General features: G+C 71.8%; 19 protein-coding genes and 1 pseudogene. 4 read left to right on the forward strand and 16 right to left on the reverse strand.

What is annotated here, in order from left to right; all coding sequences use genetic code 11:
• Positions 1 to 34: 34 nt before the first annotated feature.
• From NKJ47_RS18180 to NKJ47_RS18200, 5 genes are all read right to left on the reverse strand, one after another.
• A complete protein-coding gene (locus NKJ47_RS18180; protein WP_429002454.1) occupies positions 35 to 1009 on the reverse strand; it encodes a glycoside hydrolase family 113 in 975 nt (324 codons plus the stop codon).
• The gene (locus NKJ47_RS18185) at positions 991 to 2505 is read right to left on the reverse strand and encodes a hypothetical protein (protein ID WP_254459145.1); all 1515 of its coding nucleotides are present in this window, start codon (positions 2503 to 2505) and stop codon (positions 991 to 993) included. Before NKJ47_RS18185 ends, NKJ47_RS18180 begins: the two co-directional genes overlap by 19 nt.
• On the reverse strand, positions 2453 to 4384 hold the full coding sequence (locus NKJ47_RS18190) for a glycosyltransferase family 2 protein (RefSeq protein ID WP_254459146.1): 1932 nt from the start codon (positions 4382 to 4384) through the stop codon (positions 2453 to 2455). Before NKJ47_RS18190 ends, NKJ47_RS18185 begins: the two co-directional genes overlap by 53 nt.
• A 2-nt stretch (positions 4385 to 4386) precedes the next feature.
• Positions 4387 to 5337, reverse strand: coding sequence for a hypothetical protein (locus NKJ47_RS18195; protein WP_254459147.1), 951 nt, complete (start codon positions 5335 to 5337; stop codon positions 4387 to 4389).
• A 150-nt stretch (positions 5338 to 5487) separates the two neighbouring features.
• Positions 5488 to 6333, reverse strand: a complete 846-nt coding sequence (locus NKJ47_RS18200) for a glycosyltransferase family 2 protein (protein ID WP_254459148.1) — start codon at positions 6331 to 6333, stop codon at positions 5488 to 5490.
• 418 nt (positions 6334 to 6751) lie between these two features.
• Here NKJ47_RS18200 and NKJ47_RS18205 point away from each other — a divergent pair, with 418 nt between their 5' ends.
• The 4 genes from NKJ47_RS18205 (at position 6752) to NKJ47_RS18220 (ending at position 12159) form a co-directional block, all read left to right on the forward strand.
• Positions 6752 to 7903 (forward strand): phosphotransferase enzyme family protein, encoded by a 1152-nt coding sequence (locus NKJ47_RS18205; protein WP_254459149.1) that lies wholly within the window; start codon positions 6752 to 6754, stop codon positions 7901 to 7903.
• Positions 7904 to 8010: 107 nt separating this feature from the next.
• On the forward strand, positions 8011 to 10191 hold the full coding sequence (locus tag NKJ47_RS18210; protein ID WP_254459150.1) for a TonB-dependent siderophore receptor: 2181 nt from the start codon (positions 8011 to 8013) through the stop codon (positions 10189 to 10191).
• Between the two features lie 512 nt (positions 10192 to 10703).
• On the forward strand, positions 10704 to 11276 hold the full coding sequence (pnuC, locus tag NKJ47_RS18215; protein ID WP_254459151.1) for a nicotinamide riboside transporter PnuC: 573 nt from the start codon (positions 10704 to 10706) through the stop codon (positions 11274 to 11276).
• 151 nt (positions 11277 to 11427) lie between these two features.
• Positions 11428 to 12159 (forward strand): UTRA domain-containing protein, encoded by a 732-nt coding sequence (locus NKJ47_RS18220; protein ID WP_254459152.1) that lies wholly within the window; start codon positions 11428 to 11430, stop codon positions 12157 to 12159.
• 681 nt (positions 12160 to 12840) lie between these two features.
• Here the strand turns inward: NKJ47_RS18220 and NKJ47_RS18225 are convergent.
• The 11 genes and pseudogenes from NKJ47_RS18225 to xpsF form a co-directional block, all read right to left on the reverse strand.
• Positions 12841 to 13674 (reverse strand): glycosyltransferase, encoded by an 834-nt coding sequence (locus NKJ47_RS18225; protein ID WP_254459153.1) that lies wholly within the window; start codon positions 13672 to 13674, stop codon positions 12841 to 12843.
• Between the two features lie 4 nt (positions 13675 to 13678).
• On the reverse strand, positions 13679 to 15979 hold the full coding sequence (gene gspD, locus NKJ47_RS18230) for a type II secretion system secretin GspD (protein WP_254459154.1): 2301 nt from the start codon (positions 15977 to 15979) through the stop codon (positions 13679 to 13681).
• 11 nt (positions 15980 to 15990) lie between these two features.
• A complete protein-coding gene (gene xpsN / locus NKJ47_RS18235) occupies positions 15991 to 16764 on the reverse strand; it encodes a type II secretion system protein XpsN (protein WP_254459155.1) in 774 nt (257 codons plus the stop codon).
• Positions 16765 to 16909: 145 nt separating this feature from the next.
• Positions 16910 to 17566: pseudogene (gspM, locus tag NKJ47_RS18240) on the reverse strand (type II secretion system protein GspM); the annotation flags it as partial.
• Positions 17547 to 18671: a PilN domain-containing protein gene (locus NKJ47_RS18245; protein ID WP_254459157.1), complete on the reverse strand. Its 1125-nt coding sequence runs from the start codon at positions 18669 to 18671 to the stop codon at positions 17547 to 17549. The gene NKJ47_RS18245 and the pseudogene gspM, both read right to left, overlap by 20 nt.
• On the reverse strand, positions 18668 to 19525 hold the full coding sequence (locus tag NKJ47_RS18250) for a general secretion pathway protein GspK (protein WP_254459158.1): 858 nt from the start codon (positions 19523 to 19525) through the stop codon (positions 18668 to 18670). The genes NKJ47_RS18245 and NKJ47_RS18250 overlap by 4 nt, the downstream gene beginning before the upstream one ends.
• Positions 19522 to 20175: a type II secretion system protein J gene (locus NKJ47_RS18255; protein ID WP_254459159.1), complete on the reverse strand. Its 654-nt coding sequence runs from the start codon at positions 20173 to 20175 to the stop codon at positions 19522 to 19524. The genes NKJ47_RS18250 and NKJ47_RS18255 overlap by 4 nt, the downstream gene beginning before the upstream one ends.
• Complete coding sequence (xpsI, locus tag NKJ47_RS18260; protein WP_254459160.1) at positions 20172 to 20588, reverse strand: type II secretion system protein XpsI; 417 nt, start codon at positions 20586 to 20588, stop codon at positions 20172 to 20174. Before xpsI ends, NKJ47_RS18255 begins: the two co-directional genes overlap by 4 nt.
• Complete coding sequence (xpsH, locus tag NKJ47_RS18265; protein WP_254461469.1) at positions 20585 to 21034, reverse strand: type II secretion system protein XpsH; 450 nt, start codon at positions 21032 to 21034, stop codon at positions 20585 to 20587. Before xpsH ends, xpsI begins: the two co-directional genes overlap by 4 nt.
• A 78-nt stretch (positions 21035 to 21112) precedes the next feature.
• The gene (gene gspG / locus NKJ47_RS18270; RefSeq protein ID WP_026143220.1) at positions 21113 to 21550 is read right to left on the reverse strand and encodes a type II secretion system major pseudopilin GspG; all 438 of its coding nucleotides are present in this window, start codon (positions 21548 to 21550) and stop codon (positions 21113 to 21115) included.
• Between the two features lie 372 nt (positions 21551 to 21922).
• Entirely contained in the window at positions 21923 to 23137 is a 1215-nt protein-coding gene (xpsF, locus tag NKJ47_RS18275; RefSeq protein ID WP_254459161.1) for a type II secretion system protein XpsF, read from the reverse strand.
• Between the last annotated feature and the right edge of the window lie 15 nt (positions 23138 to 23152).

The following is a 23152-nucleotide window of genomic DNA, read 5'->3' on the forward strand; positions in this document are numbered from 1 at the left end:
GAAACGCGATCGGAAGCGCGCTGCGCCGCGCGCCTCAGCGCTTGAGCACCGCCTGCGCCGGCTTGTGCTGCACGGTGAAATCGCTGTCGTCGGCGCCGCCGGCGTCCGGATCGGTGTACCAGCACCACAGCGCGATGCCAGCGATGCGCGGCTGCGCGTCGAGCACGTCGCGCCATTCGCGCAGCACCTGCGCCTGCAACGCGGTGTCGACCTCGGCGCTGCGCTGCTCCGGGCTTTCCCACGGCGCGGCGAGGCTGCCGTGCGCCGAGCGCAATCCCAGTTCGGCCACCCACACCGGGCGGCCGCTGCGCTCGCCCAGCGCCTGCACCCGCGCCGCGGCCGCGCGCATCTGCGCCAGGCGCTGCGCCGGCGCCGCGGCCAGCGCCGGATACAGGCTGGTGCCGACGAAATCGAAGCGGTCCCAGTAGCCGAAGCGCTCGGCCTGCTCCAGGCCGTCGGCGACGTAGCCGATCGGGCCGCGATAGACCTGGCGCACCGCCGCCAGCAGCGCCGGCCATTGCGGCGCATCCTGCAGCTGGCGCAGCTCGGTGCCGACGATCAGCGCGCTGGCGCGCTCCTCGGCGGCGACCTGGGCCAGTTGCAGCAGCGCGCGCCGGTAGCCGGCGAACCAGGCGTCGCGATCGGCAGGCGCGGCCTCGCCGGCCCAGTGCCCGGGAATCCACAGGTGCACCTTCAGCACCGGCTGCAGGCCGGCCGCGTGCATCTGCCGCAATCCGGCGCGGACCAGCGCCGGACTGCTGTCGCTGCCCAGCACCGGCGCCGAGGACTGCGGCGTCGCCTGCCAGACGAAGGCGACCAGCAACGCGCGGGTGGCGCCGGCCTCGGCCAGTTGCCGCAGCGAGCGCTGCGCCGCCGCGCTGCCCCACGGCGCCTCGGGCGAAACCTTGACGTTGGCGCCCAGCCACGGCGGCGCCGGCGCCGCGCTGCAGCCGCCGGCGCTCAGCGCCAGCAGCAGTGCGGCCAGCAGTCTCACGGCGATCGGCGCCATACCCGGTAGATGCCCTGTCGGTAGACCAGACTGTAACCCGGCAGGCCCTGCTGCCATAGCTGCGGGAAGCGCCGGTTGAGGCTGTCCAGGGCGCCGGTCTGGCTGGCCGGATCGCTCACCACCACCTGCGCCGGCATCCGCCGCGGATCCACCAGCGCCTGCTTGAAGCGCGGATCGAACGGCAGGATCAGTTGCTTGGCGTCGCCACGGGCGACGATCACCGGATAACTGGCGCGGTCGTCGAGCAGGGTCGGCAAGCGCGCCTCGGCCAGCCACGCCCCCAGCCGCGCGGCGTCGGCATGGCGCGGCGGCGCCGGCGCCTGCAACGCGCCGATCCAGTCGCGGGTGGTGGGGGTGGCGGTGCGCGCGATCACCCAGCCGCTGGAGACCGCGCCAGCCAGCAGCAGGACCAGGCCCAGCCAGCGGACGTTGTGGCGCAGGTCGCCCAGCACCAGCGCCACCGGCACCAGCAGCAGGGCCAGGAAGTCCAGCGGCTGCGCGCTGAAGCGCGCCCAGGTCGCCAGCGTGCCGGCGCCGATCACGGTGGCGATGGCGGCCAGCACGCAGCGCCAGGTAGTGCGGCTGCGGGTGTGCCACGTCAGCAGCAACAGCGGCGCGCTGACCACACCGGCCAGCAGCAGCCACAGCGGCGGCCACCACGGCCGCGCCGCGGCCTGCTGCAGCCACGGCTGCAACGCCGCCTGCGCGTAGATGCCGCGGAAGGCGGAGTTGGCGTCGCGCACGAACAGCAGCGGGTCGCCGAAGAACATGTAGTTGAGGTACATCCACGCCCCCACCGCGAACAGGAACGGCAGGTAGCACACCAGGTAGAAGGCCAGCGGCGCCTGCCGCATCAGCCGCAGCGGCGCGACCAGGAACAGCCACGGCGCCAGCGCCACGGCCAGGAAGCAGGCGCGCTCGTCGACGAAGAACAGCAGGCACAGGCTCGCGGCCAGGCGCAGGTAGGCGAAGGCCTCCGGATCGTCGCGGACGTGGCGCAGCGCGCGCGCGGCCACGTAGAACACCAGCAGGCCCAGGCCCTGGTTGTTGCCGGACAGCGTCGGCCACAGGAAGAACGGCTGCAGCACCAGTCCCGCGCTCAGCGCCCAGGCCCAGCCGCGGCCCAGGCCGGCGGCGATGTCGCGCCACAACAGGGTCACCAGCGTCGCCCCGGCCAGCACGTCGACCAGGTACGGCAACAGCGGCGTGGACAGGCCCGGCAGGCCGCCGATCAGCACGCCCAGGTACAGCGAGGCCTGCGCGTACAGGAAGCCCAGGTACTCGATGCGGAAGCCGGCCGCGTCGCGCAACAGCAGCAGCTTGGCGTACTGCGCCATCGCGTCGTCGCTCATGTAGCCGTGCGCGAGCAGCCGGTGGCACAGCAGCGCCAGCAGCGCCGCGGTGAGCACGAACACCGCGGTGCCGCGCGCGCGCGGCGCCGCGTCAGTCGTCGAGTGCGGCGCGGCGCTCTTCGGCCATGTGCTTGCTGATGCCATGGGTGGTCTTTTCCCAGTAGAACGGGTTGCGGATGAGCTGCCACAGGCCCTTGTAGGCGGCGATGGACTGCAGCAGCCAGTACAGCGGCACGGTCAGCGCGTAGGGCGCCAGGCGGAAGTAGTCGCGCTTGAACGCCGCCACCAGGGTCATGTAGATCAGGAAGCCGTTGCCGAGCAGCAGGTTGAGCAGGCTCAGGTACAGCAGCGCCGGCGGGAAGAACGGATCGAAGAACTTCGAGCCCACCGCCAGCCACAGCCCGTAGCTCAGCCACATCAGCGGCGCGGCCAGCGCGGTGAAGAAGGTGCCGCCGACGAACAGCTGGAAGCCCCAGAACCCGCGCACGCCGGTGGAGCGGTACAGCTGCACCGGGTTGCGCATGTGCACCAGCCAGGTCTGCATGTAGCCCTTGAGCCAGCGCGAACGCTGCCGGATCCAGTTGGGGATGCTGACGTTGGCTTCCTCGAACGTGGTCGAGTTGACCACGCTGACCCGGTAGCCTTGCTGGGTCAGGCGCACGCCCAGGTCGGCGTCCTCGGTGACGTTGTACGGATCCCAGGCATGGACCTTGCGCAGGATGTCCAGGCGGAAGTGGTTGGAGGTGCCGCCGAGCGGAATCGGGATGCGCAGGGTCTCCAACGCCGGCAGGTAGAAGTCGAACCACAACGTGTATTCCAGCGTGAACATGCGCGTGAGCCAGTTCTCGTCGGCGTTGTAGTAGTTCAGCCGCGCCTGGATGCAGGCCACGTCGGCCGGCGACTTGCGGAACGCGGCGACCACGCGCTTGAGCTGGTCCGGCTCCGGCTTGTCCTCGGCGTCGTAGATGGTGAGCATCTGCCCGCGGGCGAAGCGCAACGCGTAGTTGCAGGCCTTGGGCTTGGTCTTGGGCTGCGACGGCGGCACCCGGATGATCTCGAAGAACGCCTCCAGGCCCAGCGCCTTGGCCGCCTCGATGGTCTCGGTGTCGTCGGCCTCCAGCACCAGCTTCACGTCCAGCTTGGAGGTCGGGTAGTCGAGCCGGCGCAGCGCGTTGGCCAGGATCGGCAGCACGTCCGGTTCCTTGTACATCGGCACCAGCACCGTGTAGACCGGCAGGTCCTCGTCGCCGAGCGCGGCCACTTCCTCGTCGCTGACCTTGATGTCGATGCGGCGCCGCGCGCCGCGCCAGGCCAGCACCAGCTTCAACCCGAAGGTGGCCAGGAACGCCACCGCGATCAGCGTGTTGAGCGCGATCAGGGTGAACAGCGGCCACAGCGCCAGGGCCGCGGCCAGCACCACGGTCAGCGCCACCAGGAAGACCGACTGCGCGCGGGTGATCACCTGCCGCGCCGAGTGCTCCGGCGCATGTTCGGCCAGCAGGTTCAGCGCGTCGTGGGTGAGCAGCGCGTCGGCGTGCTGCTGCAGGCTCCAGACGATGTCGAACTTGGAGGTGCCGACGAAGCGCACCTGCTCGCCGTAGGTGGCGCGCGCCCAGGCGAAGATGTCCGGCCCGGGATCGGCCACCGCCAGCACCAGTTGGCCGTCCTCCTCGCGCCACGGCAGCACCAGGCGCTGCGCGTAGTCGGCCAACCGCTCCGGCTGGAACAGCGCCGGGTCGATCGGCTGCTTGAGCAGATTGACGAAGTTCAGCCCGAAATGCTGTGCCAGCACCGTGTAGAAGCGCAGCGCGACGACGCCGCGCTGGGCCAGCACCACGTCGCCCAACCGCGAGCGCCAGCGCGCCTGCAGGGACAGCGCGTTCTGCAGTTGCGGCGGGTCGATCACCCCCGCGGCGACCAGCGCCTCGCCGATCGGCGCCTGCAGGCCGCCATTGGTCGGCAGCCGCCCGAGCCGGCCGGGGACGCTCGCCTCGGCGGCAACGCGCTGGTGATTCCCGGACATGGCTAGAACCGCCACCAGGCGGCCACGAACGGACCGCCGGCGCCGCCGGTATTGCGTCCGGCCACCGGCTGCTGGTAGCCGAGCTGCAGCTGCGTGCCGCCGGGCAGCGTGTACAGCACCGAGGCCTGCAGCTTGCTGAAGTCGAAGTTGTTGCCGCGGATCGGCGTGTTGTCGCCGGGCGCGTAGATCCGGTTCGGCCCCTTGCCGTTGCCCAGGCTCTGGATCACGTTGAACTCGCCGATCAGCATCCAGCGCGGCGCCAGCGCCAGGCCGCTGGACACGTCCAGCCGCGCCTCGTCGGAGGCGTCGCCGCCGCGCAGGCGCACCGCCGTGCCCAGATCGACATAGCCGTCGTGCTCGCCCAGGCGGTAGCCGCGGCCGACGCTGTAGCGCAGCTCGGCACCGTAGTCGCCCTGCCCCAGCGCCGGCCGCGCGCTGTCGCGCTGGCGCGCGTAGCCGGGCACCAGCGCCAGCACCTGCAGCGCGCCCTGCCAAGGGCCATCGCCGCCGTCGGGGTCGAGCCGGTAGCGCAGGCCGACTTCCTGGTCGGACCAGCCGCTGCTGTGGCGGTCGCCGTAGCCGCTGTCGTTGCGGTAGCCGACCTTGCTGAAATAGAAGTTGCCGACCAGGGTCAGATCCGCGCTCAGCGCGTACTCGCCGTAGAGATTGAGCTGGTCCTGGCGGCTGCGCCCGGCATCGGGGAAGTTGCCGCGCTGGCCGTGGCTGTTGAACACCGCGCCGCCATCGGTATGGCTGGCCTTGAGGATCACCAGCCCGTGGCCGGCCTCGTCGACCCAGGCGCTGGCGCCGCAGGGACCGGCCGCCAGCGCGAGCAGCGCCAGCGCCAGCCGCGCGCGGCGCGCAGGCGACGCGCGACCGGCAGCGGGCATGGACACAGCGGACGCGCAGCCGCGCGCGTGGGTGCGCGAGCGCACGCCGTCGGAATCATGCATGGTTGAGTTCCTGGTGGGGTCCCCTGAACCAGAGAGCAGGCACAGTGCAGGGGGAATCGGCGGAACACGTCATTTGTTAAGTGACGTACTTCGCAATATAGCGATTTTCTGCTGCCATGCCGCCCGCGCGCGCAACGCGGCGGATTTCGTTCAGCCTGGACGGCGCCAGCACAGCCGGGCGAAGGTGACCCAGGCATGCAGCCAGATCACCGCCCAGACCGCCGCACGCACCGGCCAGGTCCGGCTCGGTGCCTCGAACTTGCGGAAGTAGCGCCACAGGCCGCGGTGCTTGTGCCACTCCACGAACCACGGCCGCTTGCGGCTGGACACGCCGCGCATGTGCAGCACGCGCAGGCTGTTCAGCACCGCCACCGTGGCCCCGGCCTGGCGTACCCGGCGGCACAGGTCCAGGTCCTCGGCGTGCAGCCGGTAGCCGGCGTCCCAGCCGCCGATGCGCGCGAACAGCGCGCGCGGCAACAGCATCAGCGCACCGGACAGCGCCGGCACCGGCTGCAGCGGCTGCGCCGGGTCGGCGGCCAGCGCCAGCCGCGAGCCGGCCAGCGGATGCCGCAGCATCGCCGCGAAATCCGGGTCGCGGCGGCGCACCGCGGCGTCGGCGCGGCCCTGTTCGTCGACCTGCTCCACGCCCAGCAGCGCCTCGCCGAGCGCGGCGGCCTGCGCGCGCAACTGCGCCAGGGTCTGCGGCTCGACCATCAGGTCGGGATTGACGAAGGCCAGCCACGGCGCATCGCTGGCCGCGGCGCCCTGGTTGCAGGCGGTGGCGAAGCCGGGATTGTCGGGATTGGCGATGAAGCGCACCCGCGCATCGTCCAGCGCATGCCGCTGCACCACCGCCAGGGTGTCGTCGCGCGAGGCGTTGTCGACCACCCGGATCTGCGCCACCTCGGCCGCCGCGCGCAGCCGCTGCAGACAGGCATCGATGGTGCTGCCGCTCTCGTAGGTCACCACCACCACGGCTATCTGCTGTTCGCTCATCCGCCGATTATCCCGCATGCGCCGCCTGCCACGCGCGGCGGGCATGGCGGCGGCGGCGATTGCCGCGCATACTCTGCGCCCCGTGCGCTGCGCGGCCGCCTGCGGCCCGTGCGTGCGGGAGACGGAGCGATCCGTGTCCTTTCCTTCGCCCAGTGCAGATGCCGGCCAGCGTTGTTTCCTGTCCCAGGCTGCCGCCCCACCCCGCAGACCGCGCGCGCCGCCTGAGCCCGCGCGCATGCCGAGACGCCGGCGGCGCCACCGTCCCCGTCCCCGATCGCGCGACCGGGCCCTGCCCCAGGCCCGCCCACTCCTGGTCTAGACCAACCCCTGGCGATGGCCGCGCCGCGGCGCGCGACCGGTCACGCCTGCGGCCACCGACGTGGCACGCCGAGTCGGGTCTGCGCAACAAGGCGTGCGCATGAGCGTTCGCCACCAGATGCACGGCATGGGCACGCAGACCGTGGTCGCCGACTGGCCGCCGCTGTCCGAGGGCGAGGTGGAAGCGCTGCTGCGGCAGTACGCCCTGCCCGGCCACCTGCACGCAGTGCGCTGGCACAGCCCGCGCCCGTTCTCCGCGGCGGCGGAGGTCGCGACCGCCGCCGGCACGCTGTTCGTCAAGCGCCACCATCGCCGCGTGCGCGACCTGCGTGCGCTGGGCGAAGAGCACGCCTTCATCGCCCACCTGCACGCGCAGGGCGTGCCGGTGCCGGACGTGCTGCGCGACCGCGACGGCGCCAGCGCGGTGCGACGGGGCCACTGGACCTACGAAGTGCTGCGCGCCGGCGACGGCGAGGACCGCTACCGCGAGGCGATGTCGTGGACGCCGTTCGCCGACACCGTCCATGCCGCGGCCGCCGGCCGCGCGCTGGCGGCGCTGCACCGTGCCGCCGCCGGCTACGCCGCACCGCCGCGCGGCACCACCGTGCTGGTCGCCAACCTGCGCCTGTTCGCCCAACCGCAGCCCCTGCAGGCGCTGCGACAGGACCTGCCGCGACGCCCGGCGCTGGCCGCGTGGCTGCAGCGACGCGACTGGCAGGACGACCTGCGCGCGCACCTGCTGCCCTGGCACGCGCAGGCCTGGCCATTGCTGCAGACGCCGCCGCCGGCGCTGTGGACGCATGGCGACTGGCACGCCTCCAACCTGCTGTGGCGCGGCCACGGCGCCGCCAGCACGGTCAGCACGGTGTTCGACTTCGGCCTGGCCGACCGCACGTTCGCCCTGTTCGACCTGGCCACCGCGATCGAACGCAACCTGATCCCGTGGCTGCAGCTGGACGACGGCGGCAGCGCGGTCGCCGAACTCGACCAGCTCGATGCGCTGCTGCACGGCTACGCCACGCTGCTGCCGCTGGACGCGGCGCAGCTGCGATTGCTCGGCGCGCTGCTGCCGCTGGTGCATGCCGATTTCGCGCTCAGCGAGATCGAGTACTTCGCCGGCATCACCGGCTCGGACGCGCACGCCGAGATCGCCTACCGTCGCTACCTGCTCGGCCACGCCGCCTGGTACGGCGAGGGCGAGGGCCAGCGCCTGCTGCGGCACCTGCGGCGCCGCGCCGCGGCCGCGCCATGAACCGTCGCATCGACACCGGCACGTCCGCCGGCACGGCTGCCGTGCGCACACCGTGCGGCTGTGCCGCCGCTTTCCCCTTCCGTCCCGTTTCCACGAGGTCGCTCCGCATGCTCCCCACCCGCCGCTTCCCCGCTCCGCACGCGCTCGCGCTGGCCCTGGCCATCGCCCTGCCGCTGCCGGCCCTGGCCGCCGACGACGCGGCGACGTCCACCAGCACGCAGACCCCGGTCGAACTGGACGCGGTCAACGTGCAGGGCCGCCAGCCGCACAACCGCAGCAGCCTCAGCGGCTACGGCGATGCGCCGCTGCTGGACACGCCGATGGCCATCGACACCATCGACCGCACCCAGCTGTCCGACCGCCAGGTGCGCGTACTCAGCGAAGTGCTGCGCGCCGACGCCGCGGTCGGCGACAGCTACGCGCCGATCGGCTACTACGAGAACTTCCTGGTCCGCGGCTATTCGCTGGATGCGGCCAACAGCTACCGCATCAACGGCCTGACCATCGCCGGCGAGCAGAACGTGGCGCTGGAGAACAAGCAGCAGGTGCAGGTGCTCAAGGGCCTGTCCGGGGTGCTGTCCGGCATCACCACGCCGGCCGGCGTGATCGACTACCAGACCAAGCGCCCGCAGCACGTGCGCAGCCTGCTGCTGAGCGGCGACGACGACGGCAGCCGCGGCGCAGCGGTGGACCTGGGCGACTGGTTCGGCAGCGAGCGCCAGGTCGGCCTGCGCGTCAACGCCGCGCACGAGACCCTGCGCAGCTACGTGGATCACGCCGACGGCCACCGCAACTTCCTGTCGCTGGCCGCGGACTGGAACATCGATCCGCAATCGACCCTGCAGTTGGACGTGGAATACCAGGACCGCCAGCAGCGCTCGGTGCCGGGCTACCAGTTGCTCGGCGGCACGCAGCTGCCGAGCGGGGTGTCGGTGCACCGCCTGCTCGCCTACCAGCCGTGGTCCAAGCCGGTCGGCATCGAGGCATTGAATGCGCAGGTGCGCTACGAGTACCGCTTCAATGACGCCTGGACCCTGCACGTGGCCGCGGCGCACAGCCGTGCGCTGATCGACGATTACTCCAGCTTCGCCTGGGGCTGCTACGGCGCTGCCAGTTGCGCCAGCGACGCGGTGCCCAATCATTTCAGCCGCGAGGGCGACTACGACATCTACGATTACCGCAGCCCCGCCGACAGCCGCCGCAACGACGAACTGCAGGCGATCGCCAGCGGCAGCGCCAGCACCGGCGCGCTGCAGCACCAGTTCCAGGTCGGGGTCGATTCCCTGCATCGCACCATCGAACGGCACGGCTCGATCAACGAAATGATCGGCAGCGGCAACATCGATGCCGATCCGCCGCTGCTGGCGCCGGCCGACGCCACGCTTGGCCCCAAGCGCCGGCGCCTGGACAGCGCTCAGACCGCCCTGCTGGCCAGCGACCGCATCGGCATCGGCGATGCCTGGCAGTTGCTGCTGGGCGCGCGCCAGGTGCGCTACGACGAACGCGCCTGGGACCGCGACGGCACCCTGACCCGGCGCACGCGCCGCTCGGTGCTGCTGCCGCAGGCGGCGCTGCTGTTCAAGCTGCAGCCGTCGCTGTCGCTGTATGCCAGCTTCGCCAAGGGCCTGGCCCCGGGCGGCACCGCGCCGTGGTTCGCCAGCAACGCCGACAGCATCCTCGCCCCGACCAGCGCCTACCAGCGCGAGGCCGGCATGAAGTACGAGCGCGACGGGCTGACCCTGGGCGCGGCGCTGTTCGACATGCGCCAGGCGGACCAGTACGCGCAACCGCAGGCCGACGGCAGCTTCCTGTTCGTGCAGCAGGGCCGCCTGCACAACCGCGGCATCGAACTGTCGGCCGCCGGCACGCCGGGCGCCGGGCTGCACCTGCAGGCCAGCGTCGCCGGCATCCGCGCGCGCGCCGAGGACACCGGCACGCCGGGCGACGAGGGCTACCAGGCGTTGAACGTGCCGCGGGTGCGCGCCAGCGCGCAGGCCACCTGGGACGTGCCCGGCGTCAACGGCCTGGCGCTGCTGGGCGGGGCGCAGTACAGCGGTGCCAAGTACGCCGACCGCGGCGGCCAGGTCGCCGTCGGCGGCTACAGCGTCTACAACCTGGGCGCCCGCTACGCCACCCGGCTGGGCACGGTGCCGACCACGCTGCGGCTGAGCGTGGACAACCTCACCGACAAGCGCTACTGGCGCGACGTCGGCGCCTACGAAGGCGACAACTATCTGTTCCTCGGTGCGCCGCGGACCGCACGACTGGCGCTGCAGTTCGATTTTTGAGGGGCGGGGATTGGGGAGTCGGGAGTGGGGATTCGTAAAAGCCGGAAGCAGACATGGCGCGTTGCCGGTGTGGGAGCGGCTTCAGCCGCGACGCGCTACTGCGGACGGGTCGAGGCTGATCCCCACAGTGAGACAAGCTGCTCCTTCAACAAACCCTGTCTTCTTCGCTCGCAAAAACGCCTGACCCTGTTCTCCGGATCCACCATGACTTCATCCATTCGCGCCCCCTCTCGAACACCAGCCACGCCGATGACCGATGTGGCGATCCACTGCCATGCAGCGGAAACGCGCGAAGTGGTGTGCGTTTCGGTGGCGCAATGCGTCGGGACTGAAGTCCCTTCTACTGTGCACCCGACAGGCTCGCCGCAAGCCCCTGTGGGAGCGGCTTCAGCCGCGACGCGCTACCGCTGACAGGGCGCGACTGAAGCCGCTCCACGAACGCGCGCAATGCACCGCGCTCGCGAACCACACCCCATCCCGAATCCCCACTCCCCACTCCCGGCCACCCCACCATGTCCCCCCTCGAACTTCTCGCCGTGCTGGTCAACGTATTGGGCGTGTGGCTGACCGCGCGGCGGGTGCGTTGGTGCTGGCCGGTCAACGTGGTCGCGGTGCTGCTATACGCGTGGCTGTTCTATCAGTGGAAGCTGTACTCGGACATGCTGCTGCAGGGCCTGTATGTGGTCCTGCAGGGCTATGGCTGGTGGCGCTGGAGCCAGGGGCTGGACGAGGACGGCAAGGTCCGGGTCGGGCCGTTGCCGTGGGCCGAAGGCGTGCGCTCGTTGCTGGCCGGCGCCGCCGGCGCGGCGCTGCTGGGCTGGCTGATGCACCGGCACACCGATGCGGCACTGCCGTGGCTGGATGCGGCGCTGTCGGCGTTCAGCGTGGTCGCCAGCGTCTGGGCGGCGCGCAAGCGTGTGGCCAGCTGGGGCCTGTGGATCGTGCTGGACTGCGTCTACGTCGGCGTGTTCGTGTACAAGGGCCTGTATCCCACCGCGGCGCTGTACGCCGGATTCGTGGTGCTGGCGGTGTACGGACTGCGCCTGTGGCAGGCCGATCTGCGCCGCGCGCGTGCCATCGCCTGAGCGCGCTCGGTGCCGGCGAAGTGCGCAGCGGCACAGTGCGAGCCGTCGTCGGATGTGCGGACAGCGCGCAGCAGACATCCACGCATCGTCCGCACTCGCCAGCCGGCGGCGTAGTCTTGTCGGCCACGCTTCGCCACGCCCTGGACTTCGCATGAGCTTCGCCACCGCCGCCGGCTTCGCCCAACGCATCGCCGATGCGCTGCTGGCGCGCATCGCCGCCGGCGAGTGGCGGGCGGACCAGCGCCTGCCGGTGGAGCGCGAGCTGGCCGCGCTGTTCGGCTGCACCCGCATCACCTTGCGCGAGGCCCTGCAGCAGCTCGAATCGGACGGGCACATCTACCGCGAGAACCGCCGCGGCTGGTTCGTCAGCGCGCCGCGGGTGCGCCACGACCCCAACAGCATCGCCGGCTTCATGCAGTACGTGGCCGCGCAGGGCGGCGTCCCGCGCACCGAACTGCTCGCCGCGCAGCGCCAGCCGGCCGGCGCGGCGCTCGCCCGGCACCTGCACCTGGACGATCCTGCGACCGAGATGTTCGTGCTGCGCCGCCGGCGCTGGATCGGGCGGCGTGCGGTGCTGCTGGAAACCAACGCCATCCTCGCCGCGTGGGCGCCGCGCCTGCTCGAGCACGACCTGGCCGGCTCGCTGAGCGCGGTGCTGACCCAGCGCCTGGGCTTGCGGCAGGCGCGCAGCCGGCTGTCGATGTATCCGGCCACGCTCGACGCCGAGCAGGCCGCGCTGCTGCAATCCACCGCCGGCACGCCCTGCTTCCGCCTGCAGCGCGTCAGCTATGCCGCCGACGGCCGCGCGGTGGAGTTCGATATCGAATCCTGGCGCCACGACGTGCTGGAAGTCTCGGTGGACGTGTACGCGCCGCCGAAATAAGCCGATCTGCGGCGATGTCAACCAGGCACGGGGGTTGTGGGAGTCAACTGTCATGCAGCCGCGACGCGCAAAGCGGTGCGTGCTTTCCGATGGCGCAATGCGTCGGGACTGAAGTCGCTCCCACAGTGCATCCGGCGGGCTTGCCGCAAGCCGCTGTGGGAGTCAACTGTCATGCAACCACGACGAACGGAGTAGGTGGACGATCGGACCTCGGAAGCCGTCGGGACTAGACCCCACAAAAGGGAACGAGATTCCCTCCCACATCGCGCCCGGACACCGATCACCGCCAGTCCCTGCGGGAGTCGCGGTCGCTTGGCTTTGGTTGTTGCTCTTGCTTTGGTTGTTGCTCTTGCCTTGCTTTTGACTTACCGGGTTCCCTTCCGAAGCGGCGGCCAGCGCGGGGAAAAACCCGAAGGGCGGCGCACATGGATGTGCGCCGTCCGCGGCAGGGGCAGGATGCCCCTTCCGCGGATCCCCGCGCTGGACGCGGACCCGGAGCGCGCAGCGCGGAGGGCGCGAGGCAGGGCGCGCTTGACCAGCCTTCGGCTGTGGTAAAGCGCTTCTTTTGGTTACTTTTCTTTGCGCGAGCAAAGAAAAGTAACTCGCCGTAAGGCGAAAGCTTTGCTCTTGCACTTGTCGTCACCATGGCTGAATGTGGAAGCGACCTCGACACGAGACGCACTAGGCATCGAACAGCGCGCCTTGCGGATCCGGCGGCGGCGAGGTGTCGTACAAGCGCTGGAATTCCTCACGGCAGGCGCGCAAGGGATCGTGCATCAGGAACTCGGCCAGGCGCGCGTGCCAGGCCGGCCAGCGCGTGGCCAGCGCATCCATGTCGCCGTCGGCGGCGCGGCCTTCGCCACTGCAGGCCACATGCGCGGTCTCGCACAACACGTTGCGCCAGCCGAGCCCGGCCATGCGCAGCGACAGGTCGGTCAGCGCCGCATACCAGGACCCGTAGCTGCTGGCGTCCAGGCCGCCGGCGCGCTGCCGCGCCACGCCGCGCAGGACCACCGCGTGGCACACCGCCGACGGCAGTTCCGGATGCAGCGGCGGCAACGCCGCGCAGGTCCGCGCCAGGCGCTCGGGATCCTCGGGCAGCGGGTTGATCTCGCCCAGCCGCGGCCACGCACAGGCTTCGCCGGCATTGCTCCACGGCGTGGCGCTGGCGATGGCCGCATCGCGCGCCAGGCAGGCGCTCAACTGCTGCAGCCAGCCCGGCCCGGGCTGCGCATCGGCGGCCAGCACCGCCACGTCGGCATCGCCGCAGGCGCGCAGCATCTCGTCCATATGCGCCACCTCGCCGAGCATGCGCGGCCGCCGCGTGTAGTCGGCCTGCAGGCGCGTGCGCGCCAGCCAGGCCTCGATCACGCGGATGCCGCGCGGGCCGGCCTGCGCATCGTCGGCCAGCCACACGCGGGTACCGGCCGGCGTGTTCTCCTCCAGCGCACCGAGGCAGGCGTCCAGGGCGACGTCGTCGACGCCGACCGCCAGCAGCACGATGGGCAGGCTCACCCGCTTACTTCTTGCCGCGTACCGGCAGCGGCTCCATGGCCTTGAACTTCTGCCCGTACTCGTCGGTGAGATTGCGCGCTTCCTGCGGGTTGCGCACGATCGTCGGGGTCAGCAGCACGATCACTTCGTTGCGGTTCTTCTGCTGGGTCTTCTGTCCGAACAACGCGCCGACCACAGGCAACTTGCTCAGGTACGGCACGCCGCTGCTGCCGTCGGTGGTGCTGTCGTTGATCAGGCCGGCGAGCATGATGGTGTCGCCGCTCTGCACCGCCGCCTCGGTCTTGACCCGGCGGGTGTTGATATCGACGTTGCAGGCCGAGCTGTTGACGATGGTGCTGGAGGACGTACATGCCGTCGGCCGCGCGCCCGGCGTGCTGACCTCTTGCACGATGTCCAGGAACACCATGCCGTCCTTGGTGACCCGCGGGCGCACCTTGAGGATCACGCCGGTGTCGATGTACTGGACCGACGAGTAGCTGGTGTCGGTGCCGATACCCGTGTTGATCGAAGTGGAATTAATCGGAATCCGCGTGCCCACGTTGAGGGTGGCTTCGGCGTTGTTGCGCACGAACACCGACGGGGTCTGCAGCAGCTTGAGGTTGGTGACCTTGTCCAGGGCGGTGATGACCGCCGCAGCATTGGTGCCGAGGAAGGTCCAGCCGAGGCCGCTGCTGCCGGTGATCTTGCCGGCGATATCGCCCCAGATCTTGCGACCGGCCGCGCTGGGCAAGCCTGCGCCCGGGCCGAGGCCGGTGGAATTGGCCACGGTGGAATCGGCGGAGGCGTTGACCGAATTCTCGAAGAACCAGTTCACGCCGTACTGCAGATCGCCGGTCAGGCTGACCTCGGCCACCTGCGCCTCGATGTGCACCTGCATCGGCATCACGTCGAGCTTCTCGACCACGTCGCGGATCGAGCGCCAGGCCTGCGGGGTCGAGCGCACCAGCAAGGTGTTGGTTTCCTCCACCGCCGAGACGCCGACCTTGTCGCCCTGCACTTCCAGGGTCACGCTGCCGTTGCCGGCGGTGCGCGGCGACAGCTGCAGGCTGCCGTTGCCCAGGCCGCCGCCGCTGCTGCCGGAAGAACTGCTCCCGCCCAGGCTGTCGCTACTGCCGCCCAGGCTGCCGCCCACGCCGCCGCCCAGGCTGCTGCTGTCGCTGCCGTTGAAGCCGCCCAGGCCGCCGCCGTTCAACTGGCTCATCTGCGAGCCCGGCATCAGCGAGGCGTTGGAATCGCCGCGGTTGCCGCCGCCGGCGCCGAACACTTCGGCCAGGCGGTCGGCCAGGTCCTTGGCCTTGATGTACTTGAGCTCGTAGGAGAACAGCCGCGCGCCGCCGCCGGCGCTGTCGATGCGGTCCAGCCACTCCTGGATCTGGTCCAGGTAGCGCGCCTGCGGGGTGATCACCAGCACCGCATTGGCGTTCTCCAGCGGCATGAAGCGGAACATGCCGGCGCTGGGGGTCTTGCTGTTCTCACCGAACACCTTCTCCAGGTCGGCCGCGACCTGCTCGGCCTTGCCGGACTGGATCGGGAACACGCCCACCGACATGCCCGACAACCAGTCGACGTCGAAGATCTGCACCGTGCGCAGGTAGTTCTCCAGTTCGGCGCGGGTGCCGCCCAGGGTGATGACGTTGCGCGAGCTGTCGATGCCGACGATGGCGTTGGGCCGCGCGTACGGCTCCAGCACCTTCTTCATTTCGCTGGCGGAGATGTACTTCAGCGGCACCACCCGCACCTCGAAGCCGCGCGCACTGGCCGGCGAGGCGGTGCTCGGCGCCACCGTGCCGGCCAGGGCCTGGTCGGCGGGGACGATGTTGTAGCGGCCGCCGCTGTAGACCATGCGCGCGTTGTTCCAGCCCAGCACCATCTCCAGCAGGTTCAGCGCCTGCGCCGGCGACACCGGCTTGGGCGTGGCCAGGGTCACCGTACCCTGCACGCCCGGCGCGATCACGTAGTTCTGCCCGAGCATGTCGCCGAGGATGGCCTTGACCACCGCCTGCAGCGATTCGCCCTCGAAGTTGAAGGTGGCGCTGCCGCTGCTGGCATTGCCCAGCGAGGGCGCCGGCGCGGCGGCGGCCGCGGAGTTGATCATGGTGCCGCTGCCGCGGCGGATCACCGGGGCGGTGCGCTCGGGCAAGGCATTGGGATCGGCCGGGCCGCCCTGGCCGTCGGTCTGGGTACTGCCGGCCGCGCCCACCTGGGGGTTGATCGCGGCGCCGCGACGGATGTCCGGCGAGGGCGTGGTGGCGCAGCCGGCCACCAGGCCGATGGCGAGGAACAGGGAAAACAGACGCGGCGTCATGCGATCACTCTTCAAGGGTTCTGGCCTGATGGGTTGTTCTGGCGCTGTTGCTGCAATTGCCGGCGCCGCGCTTCGATCCGTTCGCGGATCGCCTGCAACTGCTCCGACGACGGCGCCGGGGACGCGGGCTGGGGCGCGGACGGGGTCGGCGCCTGGTTCGGCACCGTGGTGGGGGTGGCCGGGGTCGGCGGACGCTGCATGCCGGCGTTGGGCTGGCCGTTGCCCGCGGCGGCCTGCGGCGGCACCTGCCCGGCGGCCGCGCGCCCGGCCTGGCCGAGCACGGTCGGCGGCTGCCCGCCCTTGCCGTCGAACACCTTCAGCTCCAGGGTCTGGGTGCCGCCGGCGCCGCTGACCGTGGCCTGGCGCGGCGCCAGCGACAGCAGCCGCCAGCCCTGCACCGCGTCGCCGCCTTCCTTGAGGCGCAGCGACTCGCCCTGCTCGGTGGTCAGCGTCGCCATCTTGAAGCGATCGGTGAGCAGCACGCCGGTCAGGCGCACGTTGGGCGCGGCGGCCTGGCCGTTGTCGGCGCTGAGGAAGAACGGATGCGGGCGGCGATCCTCGGCGAACACCGGCCGCGCGGCGATCTCGCCGTACTGCGAGAAATCGCCCAGGCGGTGCGCGGTGGCCGCGGGCAGGCCCGGCAGCCGCTGCAGCATCGACGGATCGTCGGGCAGCGGCGCCACCCGCTCGCCGAGTCCGCCCAGGCCCAGCGCCCAGACCAGCAGGCCCCACAGCGCCAGCGTGCCCAGCCACACGGTGCGCAGGCCCATCGCTTCAATTCGCATGGCGGCCCTCCACCTGTTGCGGCAGGTCCGCCGGCGCGGCAGCCGGGGCGCCCGGCAGGTTGGTCGCGCCGGGCGCGGCCGGCGGCGACGGCACCGTGGCCGGCTCGCTCGGCCCGGCGCCGGCGGAACCGCCGGCGTTCATCACCGGGGCGGTCGCGGCGGGTGCCGCCGCCGCGGACGGGTCCGGCGTGGCGGATGCCGGCGGCGCCGGCATCGCGTTCGGGCGCAGGTAGCCGGCCAGTTCGAAGGCCACGTCCAGGCCGTTGCCGCTTTCGCCCGGCGAGAGCTGGTAGCGCTGCGCCATCACGTTGAGGTTGTCGATGAACAGCGCCGGCGTGCCGCTCTCCAGCGCATGCAGCACGGCGGCCAGTTCCGGCGTGCCGCAGCGCAGGCGCACCTGCACCGCGACCCGGGTGAAGCGGTCGCTGCGATTGTCGGCGGCCAGCGGCGAGCGGTTGCTGATCGCGCAACTGCGGTTGCCCGGGCTGGCCGTGGCCACTGCGCTCTCCAGGCGCTGTACCAGGCCGGCCGAGGCCAGCTCGGCCGAGGTCTCGCGCAGGAAACCCGGGCGCGTGGCCAGTTCGCGCTGCGCCTGCTGCAGCCGTTGCGCCACCTGCGGCGCCTGCTGCAACTGCATGCGCACGCGCAACTCGCGCTGGCGCAGTTCCTGGAGCTGCGCATCGACCTCGCGCATCGGCACGGTCCACCACGGATGCACCAGCACCAGGTAGCCCAGCGCCAGCGCCGCCAGCAGCAGGCCCAGGGCCAGCCAGCGGTCGCGCTTATCGACCTGCACCGGCATCGGCGGCCTCCTTGCGCTTGGTCCCGGCCAGTTCGGCGGTGAGGGTGAAGCGGTCGCGATGGCTGCCCGGATCGGCCTGCAGCACGCCGGTCAGCGACGGCGTGCGCCACAGGGGCGAGCCTTCCAGCCGCCCGACCAGCGACGAGGCTTCGCTGCTGAGGCCGATCAACTGCAACTGATTGCCCTCGATCGAGAACTTCTCCAGATAGGTGCCCTCCGGCAGGCGCTTGCTCAGTTCGTTCCAGACCTCCACCGAGGCCGGGCGCTCGGCGCGCAGTTGGTCGAAGAACGCGGCGCCTTCGACCAGGTCGAGCAGTTGCTGGCGCTGCGCGGCCACCGCGCGCGCGCGCTGCGCGCCGCTGTCCACCTGCGTGCGCAGGTGCTCCAGCGCGTCGCGGCGGTTGTCCAGCAGTTGCCAACCGGCCGCAAATAGCGCCAGCAGCGCGGTGGCGGCGAGGATCGCGTTCCAGCGCCGCATCGGGTCGGCGCGACGGTGGCGCTGTTCCTGCGGCAGCAGGTTCACGCCCAGCGGCGCGCCATCGCTGCCGGCGACGTCGATGCCGGCCAGGGTCGGGCGCAGCGCGCCGGCGCTGGCCTGCAGGTCGTCGAGCACGCGGCGCGGGGCCACCACCAGTTCGACATCGAGCTGGGCGTCGTCGCGGCGGCCGTCGGCGCGCACGTCGTAGATCACCTGGTCGGCCTGGAACGGGGTCTGCCGGTCGATCTCGAACTTCACCACCTCGCGCAGGTGCTCGGCCGCCGCCGCCGGCAGGCGCAGCCGGCGTTGCAGCGCCGCCTCGGCCGGCAGCAGCCACACCCGCGGCAGCGCCGCCAGGCGCGGCCCCAGCAGCGCATCCAGTTCGTCGGGCAGCAGCGGCCACGGCAACGCCAGCGGCGCGCCCAGCTCGGACTCGACCTGCCGCGCCAGCATCAGTTGCTCGCCCTGGCGCCACAGCAGCAGCCGCGCCTGCGACCAGCCCAGCTGCAGCTGCCAGCGCGGCGGCAGCCACGCCATCAGCGACCGCTGCCACCAGGACAGCAGCCCGCCCGCACCGGGGGCGATGCGTACGCCAAGTTTGTCCATCGTGTCGCGCCACGCCGTCATCGCACCGTCGTTCCTTCTTCCCAACGCAGCACAGTGTAGGCGGAGCCCGGCAGCGCCGACGAGCCTGGGCGCACCACCGCGCGCAACACGCCCTCGCGGCCATTGCCCAGCCGCGCCCGGCTTTCGATGCTGTAGGTGCCGCCACCGCCCAGGCCGACCATGCCGAGCTGGGTCTGGTCGGTGCGTTCGCGCTGCGCCAGCACCTGCTGCGCGTCCAGGCCGAGCGCGGTCAGCACCGGCCCCGGCGCGAAGTCCGGTGTCGGCCGCGACACGCCGGCGTACAGGGTCAGGTTGGGCAGCAGCTTGGCGTACAACGCAGGGTCCATCCCCAGCACCAGTTGCAGTTCGGCCAGGCTCTCGAACGGCGCATCCTTGGCGCCGTAGGGCAGGCCGGCGGCGGCGTAATCCGGATCCTCGGCGCCGTTGGGCTGGGTCAGGTTGTCCGGATCGCGCCAGTCCACGATCGCCGCGGCGATGCGCTCGGCGCGCTGCGGATCCTCGCCGACCGCGCGCACCAGCGCCGCCAGCAGCGGCGCATCGGCCATGTTCAGGTCGACCTTGCCGCTCTCGTCGGTGACCCGCAGGTCGACCGTGGCGCCTTCGTACTGCCAACGGTAGCGCCGGCCGTCGGCACGCCAGCCCGGCTGCGTGGCGGTGCCGGCGAGCCGGGTCAGCGCGTATTCCAGGCCGGCGCGGGCGCGCTCCTGCGCCTCGGCGCCGTCGCCGAGCACCTTGCCCTGCAGGTTCTCGGTGCGCGCGGTCAGCGCGAAGGCGCCGATCAGGGCGGTCAGCAGCGCGATCAGCCACAGCACCAGCACCAGCGCCGCGCCGCGGTTGTTGCGTGCCGCGCTCACTGCCGCATCTCCGCGCCGCCGGCCTGGCGCAGCGCCACCACCAGCGGCGGCCACGCCACGCCGTCACCGCTGCGCAGCTCGATCGAGACCAGCAGCGGCAGCGTGTCGGTGCGCTCCCAGCGCTCCTGCCACGGGCCGATGGTGCCGCGCTCCGGGTCCAGGCCGCGGTAGCGGAAGCGCACCTCGCGCAGGTCGCGCGCCAGCGGCTCGGGCGGACGCGGCGGCGTCTCGGCCAGTTGCTTGCCGGCCTGTACCTGCACCAGCGCGATCGTCAGCTGCCGGTGGTCGCCGTCGCCGCTGACCCGCAGGTCGTGCAGGTAGGGGCCGCCGCGGCCGAGGTACTCGGGCAGATCGGCCACGAACTGCATGCGCTGCGGTTCGCCGACGAAGCGCACCGGCTGCAGGGTGTGCGTGTCGATGTCCAGCGGCAGCGACTGCGCGCCGCTCAGGCGCCGGCGCAGGAAGCCCTCGACCGCACGCATGCGTTCGCTGCGCCCGGCGATCGCCTCGCCGCGGCCGCTGATCGCCATCGCCGAGCGCAGCGTGGCGAAGGCCAGGGTCAGGCCGCCGACCAGCAGCACCGTGGCCAGCAGCACCTCGATCAAGGTGAAGCCGCGCATCCCGGCGCGGCGCGGCGCGCGCAGGCTCATTGCGGCACCCCGGCGCTCTGCGGCGCGACCAGGCGCAGGGTCTTCCACTGCAGCGCCTGCGCCGGCGCCTCGCCCCAGCGCACCTGCAGGGTCAGTTGCAGCAGGGTCGGCGCGCCGGGCACCACCGCCGCATCCGGCGGCCGCCGCGGATCCGCGTAGGGCGCCACGTCCAGGGTCCAGCGGTAGCCGCCCTGCTCCAGCGTGCCCTGGCTGCGCCCCGGCTGCAGCGGCTGCTCCACGCCCTGCGCCGCCAGCAGCGACTGCGCGTACAGGGTGGCGCGGCTCAGTTGATCGGCACGCTGCACCTGGCGCGCGGCGCCGGACAGCGAGCCGAGCAGCAGGGTCAGCGCCAGCGCCAGCAGCGCGAACGCCACGATCACCTCGATCAGGGTGTAGCCGCGCTGGCGGTTCATGAGCCCGCCTGCTCCGGCGCACGCCCGACCGTGACCTCGCCGGTCAGCCAGGTCACGTCGATGCGCCAGCGCGCCTGGCGCGCCTGCAGCTCGATGCGCCCGCCGGTGGAGGCGCCGTCCTCGAAGAACTGGATCGCGCCCTCGCCGTCGCGGCGCTGCGCCTGGCGCGCGCCGGTGAAGCGGATCGTCAGCGACGGCGGAATCTCGCCGTGGCGGCCGTTGGGCGCCTGCCAGCGGTGCGCCTGCGGGTCGATCAGAAAGCGCTGCGGCTGGCCGCTGGCGATCGCCTGGGTGCGGGTGTAGCGCAGTTGCGAGGCGATCTCCTTGGCCGCCGAGCGCAGGCGCATGCCGTCGATGCCGCCGGTCAGCACCGAGGCCGCCAGCAGCGCGGCGATCGCGATCAGGCCCACCACCAGCAGCATCTCCAGCAGCGACACGCCGCGCATGCGCGCACGCGCAGCCGGCGCGCCCGCCGGCGCGCCGAAGCGCAGCGCGCCGGCAGGGGCCTGGATCACGGCGCCGGATCACTCGTACTTGATGTCGGCGTCGTAACTGCTGCCGCCGGGCTGGCCATCCTTGCCGAGGCTGATCAGGTCGAACGGGCGGCCTTCGCCGGGCACCTTGTACTCGATCGGGTGGCCCCAGGGGTCGTTCAGTTCGGCGGGCTTGGCGTACGGGCCGAGCCAGCCGCTGACGCCGCCCGGCGCGGTGACCAGGTCGTCGAGCTTGGACGGCAGCTTGCCGGTATCGAGCTGGTAGTTGTCGACCTTGCCGGCCAGGGTCTGGATCTGCGACTTGGCCAGGTTGGCCTTGCCGCGGTCGGCGCCGCCGAGCACGCGGCTGCCGACCAGGGTCAGCACCGCGCCGATCAGCACGATGACGATGATGATTTCCAGCAGGCTCATGCCCGCCTGGCGTGCGGCGGACGGGGAACGGGTCAGGGAGCGGCGGAGAGTACGCATTGCATCGGATCCTTGCGGTGGAAGACCTATGTAGCCGAACACGGTGACGATGGCTGCCGGCGCCAGCCGGCGGTACAGCGGCGCGTCACGCACGCCGTCACACCTGGCAGCGGAGGATCCGTGCCGCGCGCACGCACGGCCGCGGCCGGCGCGCGCGGCGCCGCTGGCAATGGGACAGGGGCGACGGCCGAAGGTTCCCGCCCGGGACCGCGCGGCGTCACAGTCCGCGACAGCCGTCCGAGGCCAGGCCATGCGCGGGCGTGCGGCGCCCCATCCGCCATGGCGCGCCGCGCGGGCGCTGCGGGCAAGGCCACCGCGCTGCATGGCGCCGCAGTCCCGGCGCCGGACACGCCGGCCCGGCCCGCCATGACCTCACCCAATCGCATTGGTAAGGTCGTAGAGGGGGACGAGGACGGAGATGATCACCAGGCCGACCACCGAGGCCAGGACCAGGGTGATCGCCGGCACCATCGCCGCCAGCAGGCGGTCGATGGCCTGCGCGGTCTCCTGCTCGAAGGTGTCGGCGGTCTTCAGCAGCATGATGTCCAGCGCGCCCGATTCCTCGCCGACCTGGATCATCTGCAGGGCCAGGCGCGGGAAGCGCTTGCCCTTGGACAGCGAGGCCGACAGCCCGTGGCCGTTCTTGACGTCGTCGGCGGCGGCGCCGACGTCGGCGGTCAGCGCCAGGTTCGACAGCACGTTGCGGGAGATGCCCAGCGCCGCCAGCAGCGGCACGCCGTTGCGCAGCAGGGTGCCGAGGGTGCGGGTCAGGCGCGCGGTCTCCAGCCGCGAAATCAGCACGCCGACGAAGCGCTGGCGCAGCAGCCAGGCGTCGAAGCTGGCGCGGAACGCGGGGTCGCGGCGCTTGCGGTCCACCGCCAGGATGATCACCCCGGGCACCACCAGCAGCACGATCCACCAGTCGCGCACGAACAGGCCCACGCTCAGCACCGCCTGGGTGAACCACGGCAGGGCCACGTCCAGGCTCTCGTACATCTGCGCGAACTGCGGCACCACGTAGCCGAGCAGGAACAGCAGCGCGCAGCCGACCACGCTGACCAGGATCGCCGGATAGATCAGTGCGTTGATCACCCGCCCGCGCAGTTCGCGGCTGCGTTCCAGGTATTCGGCCAGGCGCTGCAGGGTGTCGTGCAGGCTGCCGCCGGCCTCGCCGGCGCGCACCATGTTGATGTACAGGCGCGAGAACAGCCCGTGCTGGCGCTCCAGCGCGGTGGACAGCGGCGCGCCGCCGCGCACCGCGTCGCGGATGTCGCCGACGGTGCGCTTGGAGCGTTCGTCCTCGGGCAGCTCGAGCAGGATCGACAGCGCGCGGTCCAGCGGCTGGCCGGCGCCGAGCAGGGTCGCCAATTGCTGGGTGAACTGCACCAGCGCCGCGCCGTCGAACGGCTTGGGTCGGAACAGCCCACGCAACGAGGTGCCACCGCCCTCGGCGGCGAGCCGGGCCTGCATCGGCATGTGCCCCTGCTCCTGCAGGCGCAGCGCCACCTCCGCCTCGCTGGCGGCTTCCATCTGCCCTTCCAGGATCTCGCCGTGCGAGTCCAGGGCCTTGTAGCGGTACAGGGGCATCAGGGCTGGGAATGG

Source organism: Xanthomonas sacchari (assembly GCF_024266585.1).
Taxonomy (GTDB): domain Bacteria; phylum Pseudomonadota; class Gammaproteobacteria; order Xanthomonadales; family Xanthomonadaceae; genus Xanthomonas_A; species Xanthomonas_A sacchari_C.